Genomic DNA, 26,345 nt, shown 5'->3' on the forward strand with positions numbered 1-26,345 from the left:
GCAACGGGGGATGGGGGGATATGATCTACGGAGCCCGAAAACGATCAAGGAGGCGATCGATGCAGGTGGACAAGAAGACCTTCGGAACCACGCGCGACGGAAGGGAGGTGTATGCCTATACCCTCGACACCGAAAAAGGGTTCTCGTGTACGGTGATCAGTTACGGCGCCACCCTGCTCTCGTTCAGGATGCCCGATCGAGAGGGGCGGGTGGGGGAGATCACCTGCGGCTTCGACTCGCTCTCCGACTACGAGGAGAGGAACCCCTATTTCGGGAGCACCATAGGGCGGTTCGCGAATCGGATCGGAGGGGCGCGTTTCGTCCTGGATGGAGTGGAGTACCGGCTGGTGGCCAACGAGGGAGCCAATCAGCTTCACGGCGGGCCGGGCGGGTTTCATGCCGTGGTCTGGGAGTCCGAGGCCTTTTCGCGGGAGGATGCCGCGACCGTGGTCCTCTCGTACCGGAGCCCGGATGGCGATCAGGGGTTCCCGGGGAACCTCGAGGTTACGGCATCCTACACCCTCACCGAAGAGGGACACCTCATCCTGGAGTACGCCGCAGAGACGGACAGACCCACGCCCGTGAACCTCACCAACCACGCGTACTGGAACCTCTCAGGGCCGGGTTCGGGTCTGGTGCTCGACCACCTGCTCACGCTCCGCGCTTCATACTACCTCGAAGTAGACGAGGGCCTCATCCCCACGGGGCGGATGATCCCCGTGGAGGGTACGCCCTTCGACTTCAGGGAGGAAAAGCCGATAGGAAGAGATTTCGATGAGGTGAAGGGGGGATACGATCACTGTTTCGTGGTGGATGGTGAGGGATTCCGTCAGGTGGCTGTGGTCCGGGAACCTTCGACGGGAAGGAGGATGGAGGTGTGGAGCACGAAGCCGGGGGTACAGTTCTACACGGGCAACCATCTCAACGACATCGAGATCGCAGGTGGGGTGACCGTGCCCTCGTATGGGGCTTTCTGTCTGGAAACCCAGTACTTTCCCGATAGCCCAAACAAGCCCGTATTCCCCCCGTGTATCCTGAGGCCGGGTGAGACCTATCGTCACAGGACCGAGCTCAGGTTCTCGGTGGAGTGATCGCACGGTGGTGCGCCCGAGGGGCCGGGATCCCGGCCCCTTTTCTTGTGTCCGTAAAGGGGGCGGAGGCGCGGGTTCCAGAAGAGGGCGATTTGGTTCATTAAAGAAATTATTCGTTTAATTTATTTTTTAAACTTTTTTGCTGGATAAAAATATTTGACATAAATATTGACTATTTATGTTATATGCGTTAGTATCTCCATTGAAGACCGCACGTGGGAGGATGGTTCATGAAGGGAGCCGCACTCGTGGGACAGTCGGGCGGGCCGACTTCGGTGATCAATGCGAGTCTCGCCGGCATCATCGAAGGGGTACGGGAGAGATCCGGAGGCAGGATCTACGGCATGAGGTTCGGGATCGAGGGCTTCCTCGAGGGGGATCTCCTCGACCTCTCTTCCCTGCCGGATCAGGAGGTGGGACTTCTCAAGGCCACGCCCGGCTCCGCCCTGGGGTCCACGAGAAGGAAGCTCACTGACGAGGATCTGCCGCGGGTGAGGGAGCTCCTCGAAAAGTACGATATCCGTTACCTCTTTCTCATCGGTGGGAATGATACCATGGAGACCATCCACAGGGTCGAGGCCTACTGTCGGCGTACCGGATACGAGCTCTTCGGCGTAGGTGTGCCGAAGACCGTGGACAACGACCTCGTGGGCACCGATCACACGCCGGGGTATCCCTCCGCGGCGCGGTACGTCGCTCTCTCCGTGCTCCAGGGGGGGCGCCTTGCGGCCGACATGCAGCGTGTGGACAAGTTCGCCATCTACCAAACCGTAGGGCGGGATACGGGGTGGCTCGCAGCCGCGAGTGTGGTGGCGAAGCGGCGTCCTGACGAGGCGCCTCACCTCATCTGTGTTCCCGAGCGTCCCCTCACCCTGGATCGCTTTCTCGCGGACGTGGAGCGCGCCATTGCATCGTACGGGTACTGCTACATCGTGGTGGGTGAAGGGGTGGTGTGGGAGGACGGCACCCCGGTCTCGGCCTCGCAGGAAAAGGACAGCTTCTCCAACATAGAGTTCGGCGCGATGGGAGGAGCCAGTGCAGCGTTGACCCTCCATCGCATCCTCAAGGATCGGCTCGGTCTCAGGGGCGAGTTTCAGATTCCCGAGTCGCTCGCGATGTGTGCGAGTGATCGGGTCTCGGCGATCGACAGGGAAGAGGCCTATGCCTGTGGGCGAAAGGCTGTCACGTATGCGAGCGAAGGGCGTTCGGGGATCATGGTGACCATAGAGAGGAGCTCTTCGAAGCCGTACCGGTTCACGTTGGGGAGCATTCCCCTGGGGGAGGTGGCTCGTAAGACCAAACCTATGCCCGATGAGTTCCTCACTCCGGAGGGTCATTTCGTGAGTGAGGCTTTTGAGGAGTACATCCGCCCGCTGGTGGGCGATATCGAACGCTTTGCCCGACTCTTTTAGGAATGTGTGGAGGTGATGATGAAGCGCACGCAGGACTATATGCGGTTTTCTCTTGTAAAAGAGATGGCAGAGACTCCGGAAGTCATCAGGAGGTTTCCGGTGGACGAGGTGCGGGAGGAGTTCTCGTTGGTGGGGGAGAGGGGCCGCCTCCTCCTCACAGGCGAGGGCTCTTCCCGGATCTTCCCCGCAGGGAATGTGAGGGCCTCGCTGCTTCGTGAGGGGAGCCCCGTGAGGGTGGAGGTGGAAGGGGCGATGCAGGCCCGGGAGTATACCCTGGATGGGTGGGGGGTCTTTGTGGCTTCCAACTCGGGGAAGACGGCAGAGGGGGTGAGGCTCCTCGCTTCGCTCCGGGAGAAGGCGCGTGATGTGGTGGTGGGTGCAGTGGTGGGGAGGAAGGACTCCCCTATAGGGAGGGGAGCGGATGCGGTGTACGAGCTCCGGTGCGGTCCTGAGGAGGCGGTGGCGGCGACCAAGTCGGTGGTGGAGCAGGCCTTTTTCTACGATGTGGTTCTGAGGGGCGAGAAGGCTGCCGCTCGAAGGGATGAGCTCGCCGCCCTCATCGAGGAGGTCTTTTGGATGGATCTTCCTGAGGAACTGGTCCGGCCTCTCGTGGGAGCCCCTGTGCTGTACTTCGCCGGTCGGAACAACGGGGTGGCGGAGGAGCTCACCCTCAAGACGAACGAGATTACCCGGAAGAAGTCGGACTACCTCGAGGGTACATACGCGGTCCATGGGATCGAAGAGGTGATGAGTCCCGAAGAGGTGGTGGTGCTCATCGACCCCTTTGAGGAGGAAGAGGATAAATTCGCCTCTGTGCTCGAGGAGGGGGTGGGTGTGAAGGTGCTCGCTATCGCGCACAGGGAGACCCGTTTCCCCACGATTCTGCTTCCCCAGGTGGAGCAAGGGTGCGCTCCCTATCTTCAGTTGGTGGCAGGGTGGAATCTTCTCGTGGAGGTGGGGGTGCGGTCGGGTATACATCTCGACAAGCCGCAGAGAGCACGTAAAGTCGGAAACGAATTCGTGGGGTGAGTGTATGCAGGTAAAGATACGAGATGAACGCACGGGAAAGGTGGTCGTACATGAGCGTCTTGCCGAGGCCTTTCCTCGGTGGCAACCGCAGGAACGGTGGCTCTTCATATCTCCCCATGATGACGATGTGCTCATCGGTGGAGGTATTCTCCTTCAACGGGCACTGGAAGAGGGGGTGGATGTCCACGTCCTGGTGACCACGGATGGGGCGCAGGGGTACTGTGATCTCTCCCTCCGGGATTCTATTGTCGAAGTGCGGAGGGAGGAGACGGCCCTCGCGTATCGAGCGATAGGGGTGCACCAGGTCCATCTCCTGGATTTTCCCGATGGGAGCCTTCATCTGTTCAAGGGGAGGCGGAGGGCTCAGGATGGTGATCCTGGGATGATTGAGGGGTACACGGGACTTCAGAATGCCCTCACCTTTTTCTATCGGAAGCTCCTCCCTTCGCGGGTGTTCCTCATGTCCCTCAACGACTATCACCCGGACCACAAGGTGGTCCACGAGGAGGCCATTATCTCTTTGTTTCATGCGCACAATCCCATATGGGCGGAGCTCGGCCCACCCACCGGTGGGTTCCCTCGGGTCTATGAACTCGCCGCATACGGTGATTTTGTGGCCCTTCCTTCGATTCGCGTGGAGGGAACCAAGGAATTGAAGGAGCGAAAACTCCGGGCGCTCGATCTCTTCGTCTCCCAGAAGGAGATTATCGCCTCGCTGGTGTCCATCCTGAGGGAGCGTCCGGCGGTCGAGTATGTGAGGGAGTACGGTTTCAAGCTCTACGATCCTGCAGTGTATGAAGCGTTTTTCTCTTGACTGCGGTGTGGAGGTGGTGAGGCTGGAGGGGGAGCGTTGCGCAGTGGAGGTGATTCCCGGGTTGGGGGGTATCGTGAGGCAGATGTGGTGGGTCTTCGGGGGGGAGCCCCACCGACTCCTCGTGGAGGATGCGCCTGAGGAGCTCCTCGCGAACCCCTGGTTTCGGGGGCGGCTTCTCTTTCCGTTCAATGATCGTATTCCGGGTGGTGTGTATTGCTTTGAGGGGAGGGAATACGCATTTCCGTGCACCGAAGGAGATGATGCGCTTCACGGTTTCCTCTGGCAGAGACCCATGAGGGTGAGGCGGGGTGGGGAGACGAGAGAGGGGGAATGGCTGGAGTGCGAGTACGTCACCGATGGGTCGGACAGAGGATACCCGTTCGAGGTGGGGCTGCGTGTGAGGTATGAGGTGGGGGGAGACGGGTTCTCTCTGCGTGCCCACGTGTGGAACGCGGGAGGTGTCGCGGCGCCCGTGAGCATAGGGTGGCACCCCTATGTCTCTCCAGGGGCCGGGATGCAGGTGGACGATCTGGTGCTCCGGATTCCTGCAGAGGCTGTACTCGAGGTGGACGAACGGCTTCTCCCTACGGGCAGGATACTTCCGGTCGGTGGGACGCCGTGGGATTTCAGGGCCGGGCGAAGGTTGGGCTCGACCCCCTGCGACATGGGCTTCTTTCTTTTCGGGAAGGAGAGGATGATCGCGGTTTCCGCGGACAGGTATCGCCTCATCATGCGCCTCGGGGGGATCTTCTCCTATGTCCAGGTCTTCGTGCCGCCTCAGAGGGATGGGGTTGCGGTGGAGCCGGTGGCGTCGCTCACGGACGGCTTCAATCATCCTGAGTGGGGCGCGCCCGTCCTCAAGCCGGGGGAGCACAGGTGGGGAGAGGTGTGGATAAGGGCGGAGAGGTGAAAGTTCGATTTATAAACCAATATCAAATAATTCATTTTATAAACTAATTCATCATTTTTCTTTTACTTGCGATCAAAAGATAAAAAATAAATAAACAAGTTAAAAAGTTTTTATTGACAGCGGCATGGACCCGTTGTACAATACTCGAGGATCCCCGTTGGGGAGGACGACCTTTCGTTTGATGAGTGAGGAGGATGTGATGAAGAGAGTCTTGTGCCTCATGCTCACGCTTTTCCTGCTGGCGGGAACGATCTTCGCTGGCGGGGAAAAGGAAGGGGCGGTGGCTGGCAAAGTCACGCTCGACGTGCTCGCGTACGGTGATGCGGCCAACGTGGAGGGACAGCAGTGGATCAATATAGTGGAGGGATTCATGAGCGAGAATCCCAACATCGAGATCAAGTATGAGCTCCTCTACGACGAGGCGTATCACCAGAAGCGGACGGCTCGTATCGCAGCCGGCGATGTGCCCGATCTCGCCTATCTGGGCGCCGATGCGAGGTGGGGAAAGGACTGGATGGAGGCGGGCCTTCTCGTGGATCACAGGGAGTGGCTCGATCCTGAATACTATGACCTGAGCCTCATCCCGTCCATGGGGCCCAACGGCGAGGTATGGTACGTGCCGCTCGGCACCTCCAACATCACCACGGTCCTCTACATGAACCGTGCCCTGGTGGAGCAGCTCGGCTTCTCCGCACCCAAGACCTATGAGGATCTCGTCGCCATGGTGCCTGCCGCCCGGGCGAAGGGCCTCAATGTGGTCGAGATCGCAGGGGCCGATGGATGGGTGTGGGGCTCCTGTCTCATGTCGGGGATCGTGGGCAGGGTCACCGGCGATCCCGCCTGGGTGCAGAAGGCGGTGAAGGGGGAGAAGAAGTTCACCGATCCCGAGTTTGTCGCCTCTCTCGCGCTGCTGAAGAAGATGGTGGACGACGGGGTGCTCTCCTCCAAATCTCTGCTCGTGAACTACGGAACCGCCCTCTCCAACTTCAACAACCAGAAGGCGCTCTTCATGATCGACGGGCAGTGGAGAGCCGGTGGTATAGATCCTACCCTTGCCGAGAACGTGGAGCTCCTTCCGATTCCCACGCTTCCTGGTGAGAAATCCAATGTGGCCGGCTCCGCTGCAGCCGCCATCTCGGTGGGATACGGTCTCACCAAGGTTGGGGCTGAGGATCCTGCGAAGCGCGAGGCGGGACTCAGGTTCCTCCAGTACTTCAACAGCCCGATGTGGGTCGAGCAGCGGCTCCGGGACGGTGCCATCGTGGCCCCCATTCTCAAGAACTTCCCGCTTCCGGATGACCTTCCCACCATCGTGAAGAGGAAGGTGGTCTTCGCGCAGGGCGTGAAGGTGATCACCGACGTGATCGACGCTCATCTCTCGGGCGCCGCCAATGACGCCCTCAACGCAGGGATGCAGAAGATCGTGGGTGGCCAGGCCACGCCTGAAGAGGTGGCTGCTCAGGTGGAAAAGCTCGCCAGACAGTAATAGGATTCTCGGTAGAGGGAAAGTGTGCGTGTGGGGGAGGAGTTCCCTCCCCCACACTTTCGCAGGAAAGGAGCGTGCGTTGATGACCGTTCGAGAACGAAGAGAATTGATGGGCTACTTTTCCCTGGTGGGGCCGGCCCTGCTCCTGTACACCCTCATTCTCGCCTATCCGGTGGTGTTCTCCCTGGGCTTGAGTTTCACGGACTACAATCCCAACGTCGAGGGTACGGGGAAGTTCGTGGGGGTGTCTCACTATCTGAGGATGGTCCGGGATCCCCTCTTCTGGCATGCCTTCAAGAACAATCTTATCGTAGTGGCGGTCTCGGTCTTCGGACAGATCCCCATAGGCTTCGTCCTCGCGTACATCCTCTATCGGAAGATGATACGCTCACCGAGATTCTTCCAGTCCGTGATCTTCCTCCCACAGTTTCTCTCCACGATCGTGGTGGGTATCCTCTGGAAACGCCTCTTCGAGGCGGATGGCCCGGTGGCACGGCTCATTCAGTGGTTCACCCGAGATCCTTCAGCACAGTTCGATTACATGTTACGGCCGGAGACCGTGATGTATCCCATCGCCTTCGTGCTCCTGTGGATGTACACAGGGTTCTACATGGTGGTCTTTCTCGCCAATCTGCAGAAGCTCGACGCCCAGCTCATCGAGGCGGCGAAGATAGACGGGGCCACGGAGCCGCAGATCTTCGTGAAGATCATCATGCCCCTTCTGTCGGGGACCATCCTCGTCTCCTCCATACTCGCCATTGCAGGGTCGCTCAAGAGCTTCGATCTCATCTTTGCCATCACCGACAGGGGGCTCACCCGTCAGAATGCCCTGGTACTCTCGATCTACATGTATCAGGTGGGATTCCACAACTACGATGATCCGCTCCGCTTCGCCTACGGGGCGACCATCGCCAACAGCATCATCTTCATCAGCGTGGGACTCATCCTCCTCGCGAATTTCATATCGCGACGGTTCGCATCGAGAGGAGTGGAGTGATGACAGGAACCAACGGCACGCACATCGTGGAAGGTAAAAGATCGCTTCCCGAGCGGGTGCTCATCATAGTCTCGAGGGTGTTCGCCTACGTGTTCCTCGGGTCATGGGCCCTGGTGACGCTTCTCCCCCTGTTCTGGCTCTCGTATTCCTCGTTCAAGTCGAACGAGGAGCTCAACAGGGACATCTTCGCGTTTCCGTACGAGCTCTTCGCCAACAGTGAAGACGAGTATGTGGTGATACGGCCCAGCCCGACCCTTAGGTATCCCTATGATCCTAAGAAGGATACGCGTGAGCGGCTCATCATCGAGTCCACCTCTATCGCCCCCCAGCGGCGGATCCACGTGTTCTTCCTTCCCAAGGACGAGTTGCCCCCGCACATCGCCTCCCTCGAACCGGGGGACACCCTGCGGGTGAGGGACCTTCCTCCGAAGTTCCAGCGTGAGATCCACTGGAAGACGGTGTTCTTCAACTACATCTCGGCGATCTCCTACGGAAAGCTGGCCGGTAAGTTTGTCAACAGCGTGATCTATGCGGGCGTGTCCACGGTGCTCATCGTGCTCTTGAGCATCATGGTGGGGTTTGGTCTCAGCAAGTTCCCCTTTCGGAGGCTCTCACAGATCATCGGTGGGTACTTCGGCCTGGGGTACCTCCTGAGCATTCCCTCGATCATCATCCCCCTGTTCCTTCTCATGAGGAGCCTGCACCTGGTGGACACCAGGATCGGGGTGATCCTCGTCTACACCGCCTTTGGGCTCCCTCTCGGGGTGATGCTCTCCACCCAGTTCATCTCGGGGCTTCCGTCGAGCCTGGTGGAGTCCGCGGCGATAGACGGGGCCTCGGTCTTCAGGACCTTCTGGAGCGTGATCCTCCCCATGTCCATGCCGGTGGCGGTCACCATCGCCATCATCAACGGGTTGGGGATATGGAACGAGTTCGTCCTCGTGCTGGTGCTCGCGAGCTCCGAGGCGACCAAGTCGCTGCCTGTGGCGGTGTATGCCTTTACCTCGCTCACGAGCACACAGCTCGGGTGGCAGCTCGCCGCCCTCGTGCTGGTGACCCTTCCGGTGGTGATCCTGTATCTCGCCTTCAACAAGCGGATCACGGAGGGGGTCGTGGCCGGGGCGATCAAGGGGTGATGTGGTATGGAAGAGCAGATCCTGAGACGGCTCGTCCATCGGCCGAGGCGTCTGGTGGTGAGAGGGGGTGTGCTGGAGGTGCCGGCCGGCGAGTGGGCGGGGCTCGAGGGGGGGCGGTACGGCCCGCCCCCTGCCGGGCCTGTCTCGTTCACCCGATCCTCCGGTCTTCCCCCTGAGGGGTTCCGGATCGCGGTGGGCGCGGGGGGAATCTCGATCGAGGCGGGGGGCGATCCAGGGGCCTTCCGCGCGGTCCAGACTCTGCGGCTCCTCGCCGATCGGGAGAAGGAGTGTGGCATGGTGTGGGTGCCGTTCGTGGAGTTGGAGGACTGGCCGGATCTTCCCCGAAGAGGGCTCATGATCGATGTGAGCAGGGACAAGGTGCCCCGCCTCTCCACGCTTTTCTGGCTCATCGATGTGTGCGCCCTCCTGGGGATCAACGAGCTCCAGCTCTACACCGAGCACACCTTTGCGTATCTGGGACACGAGCGGGTCTGGAAGGATGCGGGCGCCTATACCCCTGAGGATGTCTCCCGTATCGTCTCGTACGCGGCCGAGCGGGGTATCACGGTGATCCCCAATCAGAACTCCCTGGGCCACATGGAACGGTGGTTCGCCCACCCGGAGTACCGTATCCTGGCCGAGAAGCCCGAGGGCTTCATGGATCCGTGGGGGGTGTGGCGGGAGATCCCCACCACCCTGTGCCCTGTGGACGAGCGGGTCTTCCCCTTCCTGGAGGGTCTCTTCTCCCAGCTTCTCCCCCTCTTCCCGGCAGGGCTGTGTAATGTGGGAGGAGATGAGCCTTTCGAATTCGGGACGGGAAGGAGTGCGGATGAGGTGAAGAGGAAGGGGGCGGTGAAGGTGTACCTCGCCTACATGATGCGGCTCAAGGGGATGGTGGAGCGCTTCGGGAAAAGGATGCAGATGTGGGGGGACTTCGTGCTCTCCCACCCTGAGATACTGGGGGAGCTCCCCCGTGACGTGGAGGTGGCCGACTGGGGGTACGAGGCGGACTGTCCCTTCGAGCGGAACGCTGCCCTCCTCGCAGAGGCGGGGATCCCCTTTTCCACGTGTGTGGGAACCTCATGCTGGCTCTCCCTCGGTGGGCGATGGCCGAATGCCCGGGAGAACATACGGCGTGGGGTTCAGGCTGCCGCCGCCCATGGTGGAGAGGGGGTGCTCCTCACTGAGTGGGGTGATCAGGGACATTTCCAGCAGTGGGTCGCGATGCTCCTCCCCCTCGTTGCCTATGCCCTGGCCTCATGGCACATCTCGATCTTGGATGGTGTGGAGGAGTGGGAGGATGAGACCACACGGGTCCTCTCCTCCCACATATACAGGGATGGCTCCGGGGCCCTCGCAGAGGCACACCTCCTCCTCTCCTCTCTCCCTGCCATCGAGAAGGCCCGCTTTCACAACAGTTCGCCCTTTGCAGTACTCCTCATCGACCACGTGTATCCTTACTACCGGAAGGAGTATCCACGGCTCGCCGCTATGAGTTTCGATGAGGACGGGGAGCAGATCGAGCGCGCCTCTTCCCTCATCGCAGGCGTGGGAGGCGGGGGGATCCTGAGGGAGGAGCTCGCCTTCACCGCCAGGATGCTGGAGTTTGCGGTGGAATTCGCACGGCACTTCCTCGCCACTCCCGACTTTTCGGTGGTGGAGATACCTCGGGAGGTGCGAAGGAGCCTCGCGGAGCATCTCGACACGCTTCTCTTCGAGTACGAGGTGCGATGGAAGCTGAGGAACAGGGAGGGGGGATTCGCGGACAGTGTGGGGAGGTTACGGGCGCTCAAGGTCCTGCTTGAGCGCTAGGTCTTCCCTGTGGGAGGTGCTAATGTGAGTATTCGACAGCGCCTCGGTCTTGTGCTCGGACTCATCGTGGTGAGTTTCGTGGTGGTGCTGGTGGTGGGCCGATTCAAGGATCGGGTGGTGGAGGAGGTGCGCGAGGTGCAGGTCCAGGCCCTCAGGGTGCTTTCGCTTGCTCATGAGGTGATGGTGGAAAACGTGGATCTCATTGCCTATGAGATAGATCTGCGGCCAAACAACTATCTGCACCTGGTGGTGAAGGAGTGGGAGGAGAAGGTGGGGGCGTTTGAACGGGCCTTCACCGACCTCATGGACATGAGAGGTATTGTCTGGCTTCCTGCGGAGCTTCGCGATAACCTCATGAAGGCATCCCGTTTCTGGGAGGAGGCGAGGAAGGGGCTTCCTGAGATCTCCGAAGGGATAGCGCGTATCGTACGCTCAGAACTCCTGCCGCTTGAGCAGACAAGGGGGCTCATGGAGGTGCATCGCTACCTCATGGCCCTGCCGGAACCTCCCTCAGATCTCGTGTGGAGTGTGCAGAACACGTGGACGAAACTGAAGGGGCTCAATGCCACCTTTCAGGACTTTGTGGGAAGGCAGCTCGCCCCTTTGAGCGAGGAGATTACCCACTACGTGGGTACCCTCTCTCGTACCGCCTCTTTGGTGCAGATTGGGGTGAGTGTGGCGGTGCTCCTCTCGAGCGGGGTGTTTGTCTTTTTGGTGATCCATGCCCTTGGTCAGGGAATCTCCTCTATCTCTCAGGGGGTGGTCCATGTAGTGGAGGAGAAGGACCTTACCGCATCTCTTGAGGGTGCTCGCTCTGATGAGCTTGGGAGGATACGCGAGGGGTTCAACACGGTGGTAAGGGAGTTCAGGGGTTTCCTCACCGCGGTCTCGAACCTTGTGGAGAAGGTTGCGGAGCTTCACAGGGCGCTCAGCACGAGTTCGGAAGAGGTGGTGGCCTCGGTGGAGGAGATCAACCGCAACCTCGCCTCCCTTCAAGAGGTGGCACGGGGGGTGGATCGGAGCTCGCAGCAGACCCTTGATGCCATCGATAGGATACATAAGGAGATGGCAACCATCACCGAGGAGACGGCCACGTATGCGGCGAGGGTGGATGAGAGCACGGCGGCGCTCGAGAAGGTCCATGCCCTCGTGAGGAGAGTGAGCGAGCTTTCTTCTGACTATAGGGAACAGGTGTTGCACCTTGTGCGCCAGCTAGAGGTTTCGGGCGAGAAGGTCCGTGAGAGTGCCTCGGTGGTGGGGGATATCCACAGCGAGGTGCACAAGATTCAGGAGATCATCGAGATCATCAACACCATTGCCTCCCAGACCAACCTGCTCTCGATCAATGCGGCCATCGAGAGTGCGCACGCGGGTGAGTACGGCAAGGGATTTTCTGTGGTGGCGGAGGAGATACGAAAGCTTGCGGAATCTTCCTCTCAGTATGCTTCGCGCATAGAAGGGTCGCTCAGGAAGATCGTAGAGGAGGTCTCCCTGGCACTCAAACAGAGTGAGGGAAGCGAGCAGGCCTACCACGAGGTCTCGGATCTGATGAGGAGGGTGGAGGATGCCCTTGGTGAGATCATGGAGGCGATTCACCAGCTTGCCGACTCGACCGGCACAGTGCACGAGGTGCTGAGACTGTTTTCTGAGGGGGCGAGAAGGATCACCGAGGGTGTGAGGACGATCACCAAGGAGACCGAAGGGATCCACGTCGCTGCCCAGGATGCCCGTTCGCGTGCGGAGACCCTCTCCCGCGGTATGGACGAGATTGCGTTAGGAGGCCGGGAGATCCTCCAAGCGGTGACGCATACTCGGGAGCTCGCCCAGCAGACGGCGACTGTGGTAGCCTCCCTCCGGGACCACCTCTCCCTATTTCGGATTGAATAGCGGAAGTCTCTTCTATGAGCTTCCGTATGCTATGATACTTACAAGGAAAGTGTATGAAGAAGCAGGTATTCATCTCCCATGCAGGGTATCCCAGAGAGGGGATGAAGTACGTGGTGGTGGAGTCAGAGGTGCCTGTGGAGGGGGTGTTCCGGGTGGTGGATACGAGAGGAGAGGTGGTATACGAGGGCAGGTTCGATCCCCCGGTGAAGGTGCCAGGATGGAGGCGTGGGTGGTTCGCGAGGGGTGAGTTCTCTGAGGTGAGGGAGCCGGGTGAGTACGCGGTGTGTCTCGAGGATGGGGTGCGGTCGGAGTACTTTCCTATTGTCGAAGGGTTTCCCTCGCTCTTCCTCGAGGATATCGTCTTCTACTTCAGGGGCCAGCGGTGCTCGGGGGTGTACGACAGAAAGGACCGGGGGGTGCCTCTCTTCGGTTCGGACCGGAAGGTGGACGTGCACGGGGGCTGGTACGATGCGGCAGGGGATTTCAGCAAGTATCTCTCCCACCTGGCCTACACCAACTTCATGTGCCCTCAGCATACGGGTCTGGTCGTGTGGGCCTTTCTTCACGGGCACGATCTCCTCAAAAGCCGAGGGTTCCCGGAGTTCAGTCTCGCGCGCATACGGGAGGAGGCGCTCTACGGCGCCGACTTCCTGGTGCGGATGCAGGATCCGGAGGGGTTCTTCTACCTCACGGTCTTCGACCGGTGGTCGCACGATCCTGAAGAGCGGGAGGTCTGCAGCTACGAGACCCAGCAGGGGATGAAGACCGCGGACTACAAGGCGGGGCTCAGGATGGGGGCAGGGGCGGCGATCGCCGCCCTCGCACGGGCCTCTCTCCTCGGGGAGGCCTCCGACTACACCCCTGAGGTGTACCTCGCCACCGCGGAGCGGGGGTTCGCGCACCTTCGCGCACACAATGCGGAGTACCTTCCCGATGGAACGGAGAACATCATCGACGAGTACTGTGGCCTGCTCGCGGCGGTGGAGCTCTACAGGGCCACCGGGAAGGTGGCATACCGGAAGGCGGCCGAGGAGTTCTTCTCACGGCTCGAGGGGCGGCTCACTCCCGAGGGGGTGCTCATGGCGGACGAGAGGGGCCAGCGGTCGTTCTTCCATGCGGTGGAGGCGGGCTTCCCGTATGTGAGCGTGCTCCGGATGCGTGAGGTGCTGGACGAGGGGGGACTGGGGGCGAGGGCCGAGGAGTTTGTGGCTCGAGGGCTTTCCGCCGAGGTGGAACGGACACATGAGGTGCCCAACCCGTTCGGCTATCCTCGTCAGTACGTGAAGCTTCCCGGAAGGGAGGGGCGGGTCCAGTTCTTCATCCCGCACGAGAACGAGAGCGGCTACTGGTGGCAGGGGGAGAACGCGCGCCTGGCCTCCCTCGCGGCTGCGGCCTTCTGGGCTGCCGGTGAGGGGATAGGGGACGGGGAGCTCTGGGCCTACGGCGAGGCGCCGATCTACTGGATACTGGGGCTCAATCCCTTCGACGTGTGCATGATGCAGGGGAAGGGGCGTCATAGCCCTGCGTATGAGCGGGGCTTCCCCAACGCGCCGGGAGGGATCTGCAACGGGATCACCTCGGGGGTGGAGGACGAGGAGGACATCGCCTTCCTTCCCGAGCCGTACGCCTCGGACATGGCGCACCGGTGGCGGTGGGCGGAGCAGTGGATCCCTCACGCGGCATGGTTCTTCCTCGCCCTGTCGATATACGCACACTACAGGGGGTGAGGGGCTTCGGCTTGCAGGAGGGGGGGCTCCCGGCTATAGTTACAGGTATGGAGAAGATGTCGTTCGAGATTGCCACGCTGGGTACTCCCAAGATCCCTTCCCCCATCGGTCTTTCCACGGTGGTGGGGGATTCGATCGCCAACTATGTGAGCGACGAGGAGGGGGTCCTCCACCGAATAGAGGTGCGGAAGGGCGAGCAGGTGGCCGCGGATGAGACCGTGGTGCTCGAGAAGGCGGGGCCCCGCGAGCGGCTCTACTTCGATCCCAAGCACGTGCACGCAGGGATCGTCACCTGCGGGGGGCTCTGTCCGGGGCTCAACGATGTGATACGGTCGATCGTCCGGTGTTTGTGGCTCCGCTACGGGGTGAGGAGGATCTCCGGTATCCAGTTCGGCTATCGGGGGCTGCTCCCCGAGTACCAGTACCCGGTGATCCCCCTCGATCCCGAGGTGGTGGACGATATCCACAAGCTGGGAGGTACGATTCTGGGTTCTTCCCGGGGCGGGGGGGAGCGGACCGAGGAGCTGGTGGATGCCCTCGAGCAGCTCAACATCAACGTGCTCTTCACGATCGGGGGGGACGGGACCCAGCGGGGGGCGTTGCGGATGGCGAAGGAGATCGAGCGCCGGGGGCTCAAGATCGCGGTGGTGGGGGTGCCGAAGACCATCGACAACGACATCATGTACATCGACAAGTCGTTCGGGTTCGAAACCGCGGTGGCGCTCGCGGCCCAGGCGGTCTCGGCGGCGCACACCGAGGCGCACTCGGCCATCAATGGGATAGGGTTGGTGAAGGTGATGGGGAGGGAGTCGGGGTTCATCGCGGCGCACACGGCGCTGGCGGTGCACGAGGCGAACTTCGTGCTCATCCCCGAGGTGCCGTTCGACCTCGAGGGTGAGAACGGCCTGCTGGCCCACCTGGAGCGGCGGCTCGCGCGTCGCAACCACGCGGTGATCATCGTGGCGGAGGGGGCGGGTCAGGACCTGATGGGCCCCTCCGAGGAGCGGGACGAGTCGGGGAACGTGAAACTGCGGGACGTCGGGGCGTTCCTGAAGGATCGCATAAAGGAGCACTTCTCCAGGCGCGGTATCCCCATCAACCTGCGCTACATCGATCCGAGCTACATGATCCGCAGCGCGCCGGCGTGTGCCTCCGATTCGGTGTACTGCTCGAGGCTGGGGACGAATGCGGTGCACGCGGCCATGGCGGGTAAGACGCGGCTCGTGATCGGGCTGGTGAACAACCACTTCGTCCACCTCCCGATGGAGGTGGTGGTCTCCCAGCGGAAGAGGATCGATCCCGAGGGGAGTCTGTGGCGGGATGTGCTCGAGGCCACGCAGCAGCCTTTGCGGATGAAGAACGACTAGGGAGGGGCTATGGGGTGGCGGAGGATCGTGGTGGTGGGGGATCTGCATGGGCTCTACCGGGAGGCGGTGGGGCTGCTTTCGCACGCGGGGGTGGTGGATGGGGAGGGGCGGTGGTGTGCGGAGGGGGTGTGTCTCGTGTTCCTGGGGGATGTGTGTGACCGGGGATACGATTCGGCCTCGCTCTACCGAGCGATCCAGCGGTGGCAGGGGGAGGCGCCGGAGTGCGACTCCCGGGTGGTGTTCCTGGTGGGGAACCACGAGGCCCTCAACCTCGCGGGGATCTCGCCCTACATGACCGTCGAGGAGATGGAGGGGTACGTGAACGGGGACGAAGATCCCCGGGTAGCGGTGCGGCGCGCGTTCGGGAAGGGGGGTGGGTGCGGGAGTGGCTGGAGCGGCAGCACGCGGTGGTGAGGGTGGGGCCGTACGTCTTCGGTCACGGCGACGTGCCGGTGGGGTGGGAGGAGGTGCGGGTGGAGGAGGGGGATGCGTGGGTGATGGGGCAGGTGCGGGAGGTGGGGGAGGTGCGGGGGTGGGGGAGCTCGGGGCGTGGCCGGGGCTGTTCGACGAGGCGCGGAGCGTGCTGTGGTGCAGGGATGCGCAGATGGGGGAGGAGGCTGCGTTCGCGGACCGGCTCGCCTCGTTCCTGGAGAGGAACGAAGGTGTGCGTTACATCTGCGGCCACACCCCTCAGCAGGAGGGGCGTTTCTTCCTGGGGTACGAAGGGCGGTACCTCTGTGTGGACACCGGGATGGTCTACTCCAGGCTCTATGGCGTGGGAGGCATCTCCTACCTCCTCATCGAAGAAGGGAAGGGATGGGGGGTCTATCTCACGGATGAAGGGGAGGAGCGGGAGCTCGTCTTCGACGATACGTCGGTATGAGGTGGCGATACGGAACCCGATGCGCTATGATGATAGAAGTGGAACCGAAAGGAGCAGGAACATGAAACGGATCACAGCGGGATGTCTCCTCGTGGTGTGTGTGGCGCTTCCCTTTTTCGGGCAGGAGGCCGTGTCCGTGGTGGATGAGCCCGGGGTGGCCACCGTCCTCCTGCGGGAGTACGTGGCACACAAGCAGCTCGAAGCAGCCTCTCAGGTGGACGAGTTCGCCTCCTTCATGACGGGTCTGGTGCTCATCGGGGCAGGATCGAGTCTCTTCATCTGGCTCGACGACGTGACATCCCTCATGGCTTCGGGCAATCCCTCCTGGTCGTACGGCACCACCTACACCGCGGCGTGGGTCCTCACAGGAGGGGGGATCGTGCTCACCACGGTGGGGCTCCACGGTCTCGCCGTGCCCCGGCCGGCTGTCGAGGCGGCCTACGCAGAGGTCCTCAAGGTCTCCGACCCGGCCACCAGGGAGGTGCTCGCCTCCGGTGTGCTCAGGGACGTGGCCGAGGCCGCACGCCAGCGGAGGACCAGGCAGGGAACGTGGACCATCCTCACCCCGGTGGTCGCCCTCGGGACCCTCATAGGGGTGAACCTCGTCCAGGGCAAGGATTGGGGCGAGGGGGTGGACGGCTACTGGCTCACCGGTAGTCTCGGTGCGGTGGTGAGCGGCATCAGGATGCTCTCCACCCCCTCCTACGAGGAACGCCTCTACGAGCGCTATCTCCTCACCAGCACGTACGACATCCAGTCGGGGGCCGTTCCCGGTCCCTGAAAAGACGGGGCCGCCGGGCGCAGCCGGACGGCCCCTATGCCGCGATTGAGGAACCGATCACGCATCCCTGTAGCAGAACCACCAGTCGTAGCCCTCGTACTTCTTGAGGCGTTCCTTCGCCTCCTTCTGGCTCGTGGGTGGAGGCACGATGACCTTGTCCCCGATGAGCTCATTGTTGGGCCAATTGGCGGGTATGGCGACCTTGAGCTTGTCTGAAAGCTGGAAGGCCCTGATGACCCGCACGACCTCATCGATGTTCCTCCCCACCTCCGGGGGATAGTAGAGGACGAGGCGCACCGTACCCTCGGGATCGATGAGGAACACGGCCCTCACGGTATTGCTGCCGGCCTCGAGGTGGAGCATGCCGAGTCGCTGTGCCACCCTCCCCTGGTCGTCGGCGATGATGGGGAAGGGGATCTGGACGCCCAATTTCTCCTCTATCCACTCCACCCACTTGATGTGGCTGAAGACCTGGTCGATGGAGAGGCCCACGAGCTCGGCGTTGAGCTCCTTGAACTGGTCGTAGCGTTTGGCGAACGCCACGAACTCGGTGGTACACACCGGCGTGAAATCCGCCGGATGGCTGAAGAGGACCACCCACTTCCCCTTGTAATCGGAGGGGAGCCGCTTCGGCCCGTGGGTGGTCTGCACCTCCATCTCCGGAAACGCCTCACCGATCAAAGGGAATCGTCCTGTTTCCTGCTGATACATGGTTTCCTCCCTCGCATATAGTTTTGTTTCTAAAACACACACAGAGCATACCTCATTCCTTAAATTGTGTCAAGTGTCATCTTGTATTTGATACAACCTCTGAGTGCTCCCTTTCAGAGGGGGAACTCGATCGAGACCTTCCATCCTCCCAACTCGGGAGAGGAGGAGAACTCGATGGTGCCCTTGAGCTGACTCCGCGCGAGGGATTCCATGATGGTGAACCCGAACCTCCGGGGCGTTCCCTCCGGCACACCGGGGCCTGAATCCTCGTAGGTGAGGTGTCCACGGTCGCTTTCTTCGAGGAGTTCCACACGGATGTGTCCCTTTTCAGTCCTACCGAAGGCATGCGTGAGGGAGTTGAGGAGGCATTCGGAGAGGATGAGGGCGAGAGGGACGGCCTTTTCCGGGGGAAGCTGGAGGGAGGTGAGGTGGAGATCCCGCCGGATGAGATGGGGCGCGGTGTGCCCGATCTGCACGATGGTTTCCACCACGTCCCTGAGGTAGGAGGAGAGATCCACCCGGGCGAGGAGTCCCTCCTGATAGAGACGATTGTAGAGGAGGGCGAGCGCACGGATCCTGGTCTCTATATCGGAGAGCAGCCTTCTGTCTGCTTCGCAGTGCGCGTCGGCCCCCTTGAGTGAGAGGAGGGAGACGATGAGCTGGAGGGTATTCTTCGTGCGGTGATGGACTTCCTTGAGGAGGGTGTTCCGTTCCTGGAGCCGTTGGGACTGCCTGCACGCGTGTCCCCCGTCGGTGGTTCGAGGATCGTTGGATTTGCTTATTTCTGTGGGTCCATGATATACTTCCGTAAAGGGGGAGGTATGTCTCGTTTCACGGTAGGGCTCTTCCTCGACTGGCTCAGCTCACCCTATCATGTGAACGTGGTGAAAGGGGCGGCCGCGGGGTGCAGGGCGAGGGGGTGGGATCTCATGTGTGTGGTGAGCGGGCGCATAGGGTGCCGCAACCCTCTGGAGTGGAGTCGGAACATCTTTCTCCAGTTCCTGGATTCACCCCGCTTCGACGCCTTCCTCTTCCTCACACCGTCGCTCATCTCGTGGGAGGGGGATGCCCGCCTCCAGGAACTGGTGTCGGGTCTTTCCAGGCCTGCAGTGAGCCTCGGCGCACCGCTCGGGACCATGCCCTATGTGGCCTTCGACAACCGGGAGGGATTTTCCGCCCTCCTCCGGCACCTGTTCCGCGACCACGGCTACAGGCGCGTGGCCTTTCTCCGGGGGCCACTCGAGAATCCGGAGATGGAGATCCGGTACCGCCTCTTCATGGAGGAGGCGAAGGAGGTGGGGATTGCCCAGTCCGATGTCTGGGTGTTTCCCACTTCGCTCGTGATGGAGGACGGGGTGGGGGTGGCGAGGAGCCTGCTCGAGGAGCGGGAACGCAGGAGCCGGTTCCCCGTGGAGGTGATCGTCGGGAGCAACGACCTCGTGGCCCTGGGGGCGCTCAGCGCGCTCTGGGAAGCGGGGGTGAGGGTGCCGGAGGAGCTCGCCGTCACGGGGTATGACGATCTCGCCCCTTCCCGATTCGTGGGGCTCACCTCGGTGCGCCAGCCTCCGGAGCTTCTCGGCAAGGAAGGGTGCGAGCTCCTCCACCTCCTCTGCGAGGGGGGAGAGGCCCGTCCCCGGATCATCCCCACCGGCATGGTGATGAGGGACTCGTGCGGGTGCAGGTGGAGGGAGGATGTCGCGGAGCAGGGATATCGGTCCTCTTATCTGGAGGAGGTGGTGGAGATGGGAGTGGTGAGCTATGCGTACGAGAAGGCGAAGTCACTCGAAGAGGAGATCATCTCCTCCACCAGCATCCCCCAGATACACGAGAAGCTGAGGACTCATCTCCCCGAACTCGGCATAGACTGCTGTGCCGTCGCCACGTATGATGCCCCTTCCGATCCCTTGAAGGGGGCCTCCCTCCGTTTCTTTTCCGTGGATGAGAGAAGGCGGGAATACGGGGAGGGCGAGAAGGGGCTCGACTCCCGCCTCCTGCTCCCGGACGAGGAATGGGAGACATTACCCCACCCCTTCGTCGGTGTGCTCCACGCCCTCTTCAAGGGGGAGGAGCACATCGGATACATCCTCTTCGACTTCTCCTGGGAAAACGTGCACGTGTACGAGGGCATACGACACGGAGTGAGCGTGGGCTATGCCGTGGCACGACTCGTACGGGAACTCTCGGAGAAGACGAGGATCCTCGAGGTGAAGAGCGAGGCACTCGCCCGGTCTAACGAAACCCTCAACCGTGAGATCGACAAGAGGAGGCAGGTTGAGGAGGAACTGAGGAAGCGTGAGCACTATTTCCGGGAGATGGCGCTTTTCCTTCCCGTCCTCATCTGGGAACTCGATGAAGAGGGGATGGTGAGTTTCGCGAATCACACGGCCCGGAGGCTCATCCAGAAGAAGGGGCTCGAGTCGCCGTTTCCTTTCCTCATGCTCGTGGAGGATCTCGATCAGGAGCACGTAGAGGAGTTCCTCGAACGGATAAAGGCGGGGCGAGAGGTCTCCTCCACCCAGTTCAGGATCGCCACTCCGGAAGGGGTCGTGCATCACGTGCTCGCTCAGGGCGGTCCGATCGTGCATGAGGGACGGTGCGGGGGAGTGAGGGTGGTGGGTCTCGAGGTGGAACCGTTCCTCTCCTCGATCATCATGCCTGAGGAGATCTTCTTCTCGCACTACCACTTCACCCCCCGGGAAAAGGAGGTGCTCCTCCTCTACATACAGGGCTACAGCCGGAAGGAGATCGCGAAGCGTCTGGGGATCTCCGAGAATACGGTGAAGGTGCACCTCAGTTCCATCTACAACGAGGTGGGGGTGAGCAACAGGGACGATTTCTTCAAGGTGCTCAAGGAATACCAGGTGGCGCAGGTGGGGTACCACTCCTTCTTGTTCTCGGTACTCTCATCGCTCATAAAGGGGGACGACGGGGTCCGGGAGCTTTCTACCTAGGAAATGCTTGACCTCGCGTGTGTACATCCCTCACAATACACGCATGCGGTATTCGCAGCTCTTCCCGCACACCCTCAGGACCCTCCCGAGAGAGCACGAGGGGACACCGTACGGCCTCCTCGTGAAGGGGGGGTATGTGAGAGGGCTGGGGCAAGGGCTCTACTCCTTCCTCCCCCTGGGGCTTCGGGTCTTCTACAAGCTCAAACGCCTCATCGCCGGTGAGATGAAGCGCCTCGGCGGCCAGGAGGTGCTGGCGCCTCTCGTGAACCCGATGGAGCTCTGGGAGCGTTCGGGGAGGGACCTCCTGGTGGGGGGTGACCTCGTGAAGTTCTCCGACAGGGCGGGACGTCAGATGGTGATCTCTCCCACCCACGAGGAGGCCATGGTCGAGCTTCTCCGGCAGAGCATGCGGTCGTACAGGATGCTCCCCGTGTTTCTCTACCAGTTCCAGACCAAGTATCGCGACGAGGAGCGCGTGAGGATCGGTCTCCTGAGATCCCGGGAGTTCATCATGAAGGACGGCTATTCTTTCCACAGAACCTACGCGGATCTCAACAACTTCTTCCCCAAGGTGTTTCACGCGTACGAGCGGGTGTTCCGAACCTGTAATGTCCCCTATATCGTGGCCGAGGCGGGGGTGGGGTACATGGGGGGTGAACGATCCTACGAGTTCCTCGTCCCCTCGGAGAGGGGAGACAACGTGGTGATCCGATGTCCTTCGTGCGGATATACGGCCAACCAGGATATCGCGATCGGGATCAAGCCCCTCAGGACCCAGATCCCTCTTCCCATGGAGGAGGTGGAGACACCAGGATGCGTATCAATGGATGATCTGGTGACGCACCTCTCCGTACCGAAGAGTGGTCTCGCAAAGACTATGGCCTATCACACGGGGAAGGGGCTCGTCCTCGCCGTGGTGCGGGGGGACTACGAGGTGAGTACCGAGAAGCTCTCCCAGGTGCTCGGAACCCCTGTCTTCGGCCTCGCCTCCTCCACCGAGCTGCGTGAGAGGGGGCTCGTTCCCGGTTACCTCTCGCCCCTCGACCGCAGGGACGGGATCGTGGTGGTGGTCGATACCGCGGTGGCGGACTCCTCGAACCTGGTGATAGGATCGGGGCGTGAGGACCATCACTACGTGAATGCGAACTTCGGGAGGGATTTCGAAGGGGATCTCGTGGCGGACATCGCGAAGGTGTGGGCGGGTCACAGGTGCTACTACTGCGGTACCCCCATGCAGGAGGAACGCGCCGTGGAGATAGGGCACATCTTCAAGCTGGGGGACTTCTACTCGCAGCGCATGGGACTCTCGTTCGTCGACGAGAGGGGACGGGAGATCCACCCCTACATGGGCTCGTACGGTATAGGGATGGGACGGCTCATCTCCATGATCGTGGAGACGAACAGCGATGAGCACGGTATCGTGTGGCCTCCCCAGGTGGCCCCCTTCATGGTCTTTCTCATGTCGATCGGTAATTCGCTTTCGATGAAGCGGAAAGTCGAGGCCCTTGCGGAGGCCCTGGGGGATCGGGCCCTCCTGGACGACCGGCACCTCTCCCCCGGCCGGAAGTTCCTCGATGCAGACCTCCTGGGGATCCCGTACCGTATCCTCCTCACCCAGGAGCTCCTCGAAGAAGGGAAGGTGGAGGTGAAAGAACGGAGCACCGGCAAGGTGTGGAAGCTGGCCTACCAGCGGGTGGAGGATTTCGTGCACTACCTGGAGGAGCAGTATGGCCCGGTTTGACCTCACCCCGGAGATCATCGACCTGATCGTCTACGGCATGGAGAACCAGGAGCGGGCGCTCTGTTTCGATACGGAGACCTGCACCCTCTGCCCCGTGGAGGGGAGGGAAGAGGGTGAGGACCGTTACGTGGACCTGCCCCCATGGGGACCGGTACAGGGTTATCGTCTCATGGAGAGTTTCGTGGCCTCGCTCAGGAACCGGGTGGTGAAGGAACGCCTGAGGCGCATCCTCTCTTCCCGGGAGAAGGTATTCCGCAGGTTCAAGGATGCCCTCAAGGAGTTCCCACTCGTGGAGAGGCGTTGGTTCGCCTTCAAGGATCGATGGATGCGCCGCGAAGTGGTCCAGTGGTACAATGCCTTGAGACAGTCCTGGGGGCTCTCCTCTCTCCCCCTGGAGATGGAGGACGACCTGGAGATCGAGGGGCTCCTGGAGGGTGAGTTCTCCTTCTTCGATCTGAAGGGCGAGAGTCTTTCCCACGCCGTGACCCCCCTCGTGGATGGCGCGTGGACGGAGCTTTTCCCGGGGGGGAGAGGGGTGATCGGGCTGAGGATGAAGGAGGTGATGTCTGCTCTCGAGGGTGAGGACCGGTACCTCGTGTGTCTCACGCCCTCCGATGAGATCGCAGGACTCTGCTGGTACAAGGTGGCGGGGGACTCCCTGCACCACTTGCTGCTCCTCCACGTCTTCCCCGAGTTCCAGGGGCTGGGACTCGAGAAGGCCTTGTGGCGGAGGTGGTGGGAAGGGGTGGAGCGCAGAGGCGGGACTGCCCTCGTGGAGCTTCCCGGAAAGGCGAAGGAACTCGAGGACGAGGTGAAGATGGCGGGGTTTCAGGCCGCGAGCACGACCTACCTCTTCATCCCCGAGGAGGATCGCTCGCCCTGAGGGCCTCCGCCTCCGTGTGGAGTTCCTCGAGGCGTTCCATGATCTTGTCGGCGACCCACTGCTTCTTGTCCGCGAGGTGGGGCGCCGTCTCACGGACTGACGAGCGGAATTGCTGCGCGTCTTCCGGTGGGGATACGAGGATCACCACCTTGTCCTCAACCACCAGGTCGTCCTCCATTCGTTCGTCGTCGGGATTGATCCTGAGGATGTTCCCTGCGATCCCCACGAAGGAGACGAGATCGAAGCTCCGCAGGTAGGAATCGATCTCCTTCACCCCCCGTTTGGTCTCGGGTTTGCCCGGTCGGTATCGGGTGCCTGCGGGGAAGACGAGGGTGATGTAGCCGGAATGTTTTCGTCGTATGAGCTCGTGCATCGCCGCCCTGTTGATGGCCCTGCTCTTGAGGAGTTCCTGGGGCATCTTCAACGGATCGAGCCTGGAGAGGCTACGGGAGGGGTAGATGACGATGCGTGAGTAGGCCTCGGTGAAGGCCTTCACCAGGGGGTTCGCCTCGTTGAGTTTGAGGCCGGCGATCGCGACGATGGCGTCAGCGACCTGCCTCCCTCGCTCTCCCCCTTGTCTCTCGAGAAGGTACACGAGCACAGGAAGGTCGAAGTTGCTGTAGTGCTCCACCAGGAGGAGGCACGATTTTCCCTTTCGAGCTTCCTTGTGGAGTGTGTAGAGGTGTTCCAGGCCTTCGATCCTGCTTCCGGGGAGGAGGAGTTCTTCTATGATCCTGTGGATGTAGGGCCTGATCTCGAGATTGGCGGGCTGCCACACGGTCTCGGGGGTGATCCTCTGTGGATGACGGGTCTTGTCGAGCATCTCCTCGATGAGATGGGCGTATACCTTGGAAATGGGGCCTTTCATGGCGTGGTTCACTCCTCTTCGATGTCGTTTCCAGCACTATAGTATACAAATTCGGCTGTGGGCTGAGAAGGGAGGGGGCGAAAGCATTTGCAAAAATACTATATTTACGATACGATAATATTCGGCTTGTCATGAACAGGCCCATATCGTGAAGAGGAGGTCCAACGTGAGACGAACGCTGCTCATAGGAGTGGGACTCGTCCTGCTCATCACCGTTGCGGTCTTCACCGGCTGTGCGAAGAAGGAGGCGAAGGCCGTGGAGTTCATCCTCAACAACGGTGCGGAACCCGAGTCCTTGGATCCGCATCTCATCTCTGGTGTGCCGGAGCACAGGATCTACATGGCCCTGTTCGAGGGACTTGTGGCCTATGATCCCGAGACCGCCCGTGCGGTGCCGGGTCTGGCCGAGAGCTGGGAGTTCAGTCCGGACCGGACATCCATCACCTTCAAACTCAGGAAGACCACGTGGTCCGACGGTACGCCCATCACGGCCCAGACCGTGAAGGATTCGTGGATCCGGATGCTCGACCCCGAGACCGCCGCTCCCTATGCCTGGTTCCCCGCGATGTTCCTCAAGGGCGCAGCCGAGTACAACAGCGGCGAAGCAGGACCTGAGGCCCTGGGGGTCGAGGTGATCGACGACTACACCCTGAAGGTGGACCTGGTGGGGCCGCTCCCCTATGCCCTGGACGCCTTCGCCCACTACTCGTTCGCCGTGGTGCCCCTCCACGCCATAGAGAAGTACGGCAACGAATGGACCAGGCCCGAGAACTTCGTGGGCAACGGACCGTTCGTGCTCGAGGCCTGGAACCCGCAGGAGAAGATCACCTGTGTCCCCAACGAGAAGTACTGGGACCGGGACGCGGTGAAGCTCGACCGCGTGGCCTTCCTGCCGATCGACGACAACAACACCTCGTACAACATGTACCTCAATGGCGAGCTCGACTGGCAGACCACCGTCCCTACCGACAGGATCAAGGAAGCTCAGCTGCGTGCGGATTACCATGTGAACCCCATTCTCGCGACGTACTACTACATCTTCAATAATAAGAGAAAGCCTCTTGACGATCCCCGCGTGAGGAAGGCCCTCTCCATGGCCGTGAACCGCAAGGAACTGGTGGAGCGTGTGACCCAGGCGGGTCAGATTCCAGCCTATGGAATCGTGCCGCCCATGGAAGGGTATGCAGGCGTCAAGGGGCTCGGTGAAGACCTCGAGAGGGCGAAGGCCCTGCTCGCAGAGGCTGGCTATCCCAATGGGGAAGGGTTCCCCGAACTCACGATCCTCTACAACACCTCCGAGGGACACAAGAAGATCGCCGAGTTCATCCAGCAGCAGTGGAAGGTCAACCTGGGTATCGAGGTGAAGCTCATGAACCAGGAGTGGAAGACCTACCTCGCCACCAGACGGGCCGGAGATTTCGAGATTGCACGCGCCGGATGGGTGGGGGACTACCAGGATCCCAACACCTTCCTCGACATGTTCGTGACCGGTGGTGACATGAACGACGCCTTCTACAGCAATCCCGAATACGATGCCCTCATCCACAAGGCCGCCACCATGGAACCGGGTCCTGAGCGCTTCGACGTCCTCATGCAGGCCGAGGAGCTCCTCATCACCCAGGATCATGCGATCATGCCCCTCTACTTCTACGTGACGATCAACCTCATCGATACCGACAAGTGGGGAGGATGGTACCCCAACGTGATGGACATCCATCCTGTGAAGAACATCTATCTCAAGCAGTAGCAGTGTATCCCGGGGCCTGGAGGTATAGCCTCCGGGCCCTTTTCCATGGTATAACGGTCGTACGACAATCCACATGTGGGAATGTGTGTCTTCTGGACTCTCGGCGTAAGGA

Annotated in this window: 22 protein-coding genes; 19 read left to right on the forward strand and 3 right to left on the reverse strand. The window is 61.2% G+C overall.

All coding sequences use genetic code 11. From position 1 onward, the window contains the following. The first annotated feature begins 59 nt into the window (after nt 1-59). The 15 genes from STHERM_RS01280 to STHERM_RS01350 all read left to right on the forward strand — a co-directional run bounded on the left by STHERM_RS01280 (nt 60) and on the right by STHERM_RS01350 (nt 17,332). Nucleotides 60-1,091, forward strand: coding sequence for an aldose epimerase family protein (locus tag STHERM_RS01280; RefSeq protein WP_041623122.1), 1,032 nt, complete (start codon nt 60-62; stop codon nt 1,089-1,091). Between the two features lie 230 nt (nt 1,092-1,321). After that, a complete protein-coding gene (locus STHERM_RS01285) occupies nt 1,322-2,503 on the forward strand; it encodes a diphosphate--fructose-6-phosphate 1-phosphotransferase (protein ID WP_013313071.1) in 1,182 nt (393 codons plus the stop codon). 18 nt (nt 2,504-2,521) lie between these two features. Further along, nucleotides 2,522-3,532 (forward strand): SIS domain-containing protein, encoded by a 1,011-nt coding sequence (locus tag STHERM_RS01290; RefSeq protein ID WP_052295653.1) that lies wholly within the window; start codon nt 2,522-2,524, stop codon nt 3,530-3,532. A 4-nt stretch (nt 3,533-3,536) separates the two neighbouring features. Then, complete coding sequence (locus STHERM_RS01295; RefSeq protein WP_013313073.1) at nt 3,537-4,346, forward strand: PIG-L deacetylase family protein; 810 nt, start codon at nt 3,537-3,539, stop codon at nt 4,344-4,346. Further along, entirely contained in the window at nt 4,327-5,256 is a 930-nt protein-coding gene (locus tag STHERM_RS01300) for an aldose 1-epimerase (protein WP_013313074.1), read from the forward strand. Before STHERM_RS01295 ends, STHERM_RS01300 begins: the two co-directional genes overlap by 20 nt. Nucleotides 5,257-5,455: 199 nt before the next feature. Next, entirely contained in the window at nt 5,456-6,742 is a 1,287-nt protein-coding gene (locus STHERM_RS01305; RefSeq protein WP_013313075.1) for an extracellular solute-binding protein, read from the forward strand. Between the two features lie 82 nt (nt 6,743-6,824). Next, on the forward strand, nt 6,825-7,739 hold the full coding sequence (locus STHERM_RS01310) for a carbohydrate ABC transporter permease (protein WP_013313076.1): 915 nt from the start codon (nt 6,825-6,827) through the stop codon (nt 7,737-7,739). Beyond that, nucleotides 7,739-8,875 carry a carbohydrate ABC transporter permease gene (locus tag STHERM_RS01315; RefSeq protein WP_013313077.1) on the forward strand — a complete coding sequence of 379 codons (1,137 nt, stop codon included), beginning with the start codon at nt 7,739-7,741 and terminating at the stop codon, nt 8,873-8,875. The genes STHERM_RS01310 and STHERM_RS01315 overlap by 1 nt, the downstream gene beginning before the upstream one ends. A gap of 6 nt (nt 8,876-8,881) precedes the next feature. After that, nucleotides 8,882-10,687 carry a beta-N-acetylhexosaminidase gene (locus STHERM_RS01320; protein ID WP_013313078.1) on the forward strand — a complete coding sequence of 602 codons (1,806 nt, stop codon included), beginning with the start codon at nt 8,882-8,884 and terminating at the stop codon, nt 10,685-10,687. Nucleotides 10,688-10,711: 24 nt separating this feature from the next. Next, nucleotides 10,712-12,574 carry a methyl-accepting chemotaxis protein gene (locus STHERM_RS01325; protein ID WP_013313079.1) on the forward strand — a complete coding sequence of 621 codons (1,863 nt, stop codon included), beginning with the start codon at nt 10,712-10,714 and terminating at the stop codon, nt 12,572-12,574. A gap of 53 nt (nt 12,575-12,627) precedes the next feature. Further along, nucleotides 12,628-14,301: a glycoside hydrolase family 9 protein gene (locus STHERM_RS01330; RefSeq protein ID WP_013313080.1), complete on the forward strand. Its 1,674-nt coding sequence runs from the start codon at nt 12,628-12,630 to the stop codon at nt 14,299-14,301. Nucleotides 14,302-14,357: 56 nt separating this feature from the next. Beyond that, entirely contained in the window at nt 14,358-15,668 is a 1,311-nt protein-coding gene (locus STHERM_RS01335) for an ATP-dependent 6-phosphofructokinase (RefSeq protein ID WP_081439527.1), read from the forward strand. A 9-nt stretch (nt 15,669-15,677) separates the two neighbouring features. Further along, nucleotides 15,678-16,082: a metallophosphoesterase gene (locus STHERM_RS01340; RefSeq protein WP_013313082.1), complete on the forward strand. Its 405-nt coding sequence runs from the start codon at nt 15,678-15,680 to the stop codon at nt 16,080-16,082. A gap of 76 nt (nt 16,083-16,158) precedes the next feature. Beyond that, on the forward strand, nt 16,159-16,551 hold the full coding sequence (locus STHERM_RS11550) for a hypothetical protein (RefSeq protein WP_041623129.1): 393 nt from the start codon (nt 16,159-16,161) through the stop codon (nt 16,549-16,551). A 61-nt stretch (nt 16,552-16,612) separates the two neighbouring features. After that, nucleotides 16,613-17,332 carry a hypothetical protein gene (locus STHERM_RS01350; RefSeq protein ID WP_041623131.1) on the forward strand — a complete coding sequence of 240 codons (720 nt, stop codon included), beginning with the start codon at nt 16,613-16,615 and terminating at the stop codon, nt 17,330-17,332. 57 nt (nt 17,333-17,389) lie between these two features. Here STHERM_RS01350 and STHERM_RS01355 read toward each other — a convergent pair whose 3' ends face one another. Beyond that, nucleotides 17,390-18,043: a peroxiredoxin gene (locus STHERM_RS01355; protein ID WP_013313084.1), complete on the reverse strand. Its 654-nt coding sequence runs from the start codon at nt 18,041-18,043 to the stop codon at nt 17,390-17,392. A 113-nt stretch (nt 18,044-18,156) separates the two neighbouring features. Then, nucleotides 18,157-18,825, reverse strand: a complete 669-nt coding sequence (locus STHERM_RS12495; protein WP_257719907.1) for a sensor histidine kinase — start codon at nt 18,823-18,825, stop codon at nt 18,157-18,159. A gap of 39 nt (nt 18,826-18,864) precedes the next feature. On the opposite strand from STHERM_RS12495, the gene STHERM_RS01365 reads away from it, so the two are divergent. Genes STHERM_RS01365 through STHERM_RS01375 form a run of 3 tightly spaced genes read left to right on the forward strand, consistent with a single transcriptional unit; the run spans nt 18,865 to nt 23,618 of the window. After that, on the forward strand, nt 18,865-20,994 hold the full coding sequence (locus STHERM_RS01365; RefSeq protein ID WP_013313086.1) for a substrate-binding domain-containing protein: 2,130 nt from the start codon (nt 18,865-18,867) through the stop codon (nt 20,992-20,994). Between the two features lie 43 nt (nt 20,995-21,037). After that, complete coding sequence (locus STHERM_RS01370) at nt 21,038-22,735, forward strand: proline--tRNA ligase (RefSeq protein WP_041623691.1); 1,698 nt, start codon at nt 21,038-21,040, stop codon at nt 22,733-22,735. Then, nucleotides 22,722-23,618, forward strand: a complete 897-nt coding sequence (locus STHERM_RS01375) for a UPF0158 family protein (RefSeq protein WP_013313088.1) — start codon at nt 22,722-22,724, stop codon at nt 23,616-23,618. The genes STHERM_RS01370 and STHERM_RS01375 overlap by 14 nt, the downstream gene beginning before the upstream one ends. Here the strand turns inward: STHERM_RS01375 and STHERM_RS01380 are convergent. Then, the gene (locus tag STHERM_RS01380; protein ID WP_013313089.1) at nt 23,590-24,486 is read right to left on the reverse strand and encodes a 1-acyl-sn-glycerol-3-phosphate acyltransferase; all 897 of its coding nucleotides are present in this window, start codon (nt 24,484-24,486) and stop codon (nt 23,590-23,592) included. The two genes, STHERM_RS01375 and STHERM_RS01380, sit on opposite strands and share 29 nt — an antisense overlap. Nucleotides 24,487-24,652: 166 nt before the next feature. Here STHERM_RS01380 and STHERM_RS01385 point away from each other — a divergent pair, with 166 nt between their 5' ends. Further along, a complete protein-coding gene (locus STHERM_RS01385) occupies nt 24,653-26,233 on the forward strand; it encodes a peptide ABC transporter substrate-binding protein (protein ID WP_013313090.1) in 1,581 nt (526 codons plus the stop codon). The last annotated feature ends 112 nt before the right edge of the window (nt 26,234-26,345 follow it).

It is taken from the genome of Spirochaeta thermophila DSM 6192 (assembly GCF_000147075.1).
Taxonomy (GTDB): domain Bacteria; phylum Spirochaetota; class Spirochaetia; order Winmispirales; family Winmispiraceae; genus Winmispira; species Winmispira thermophila_A.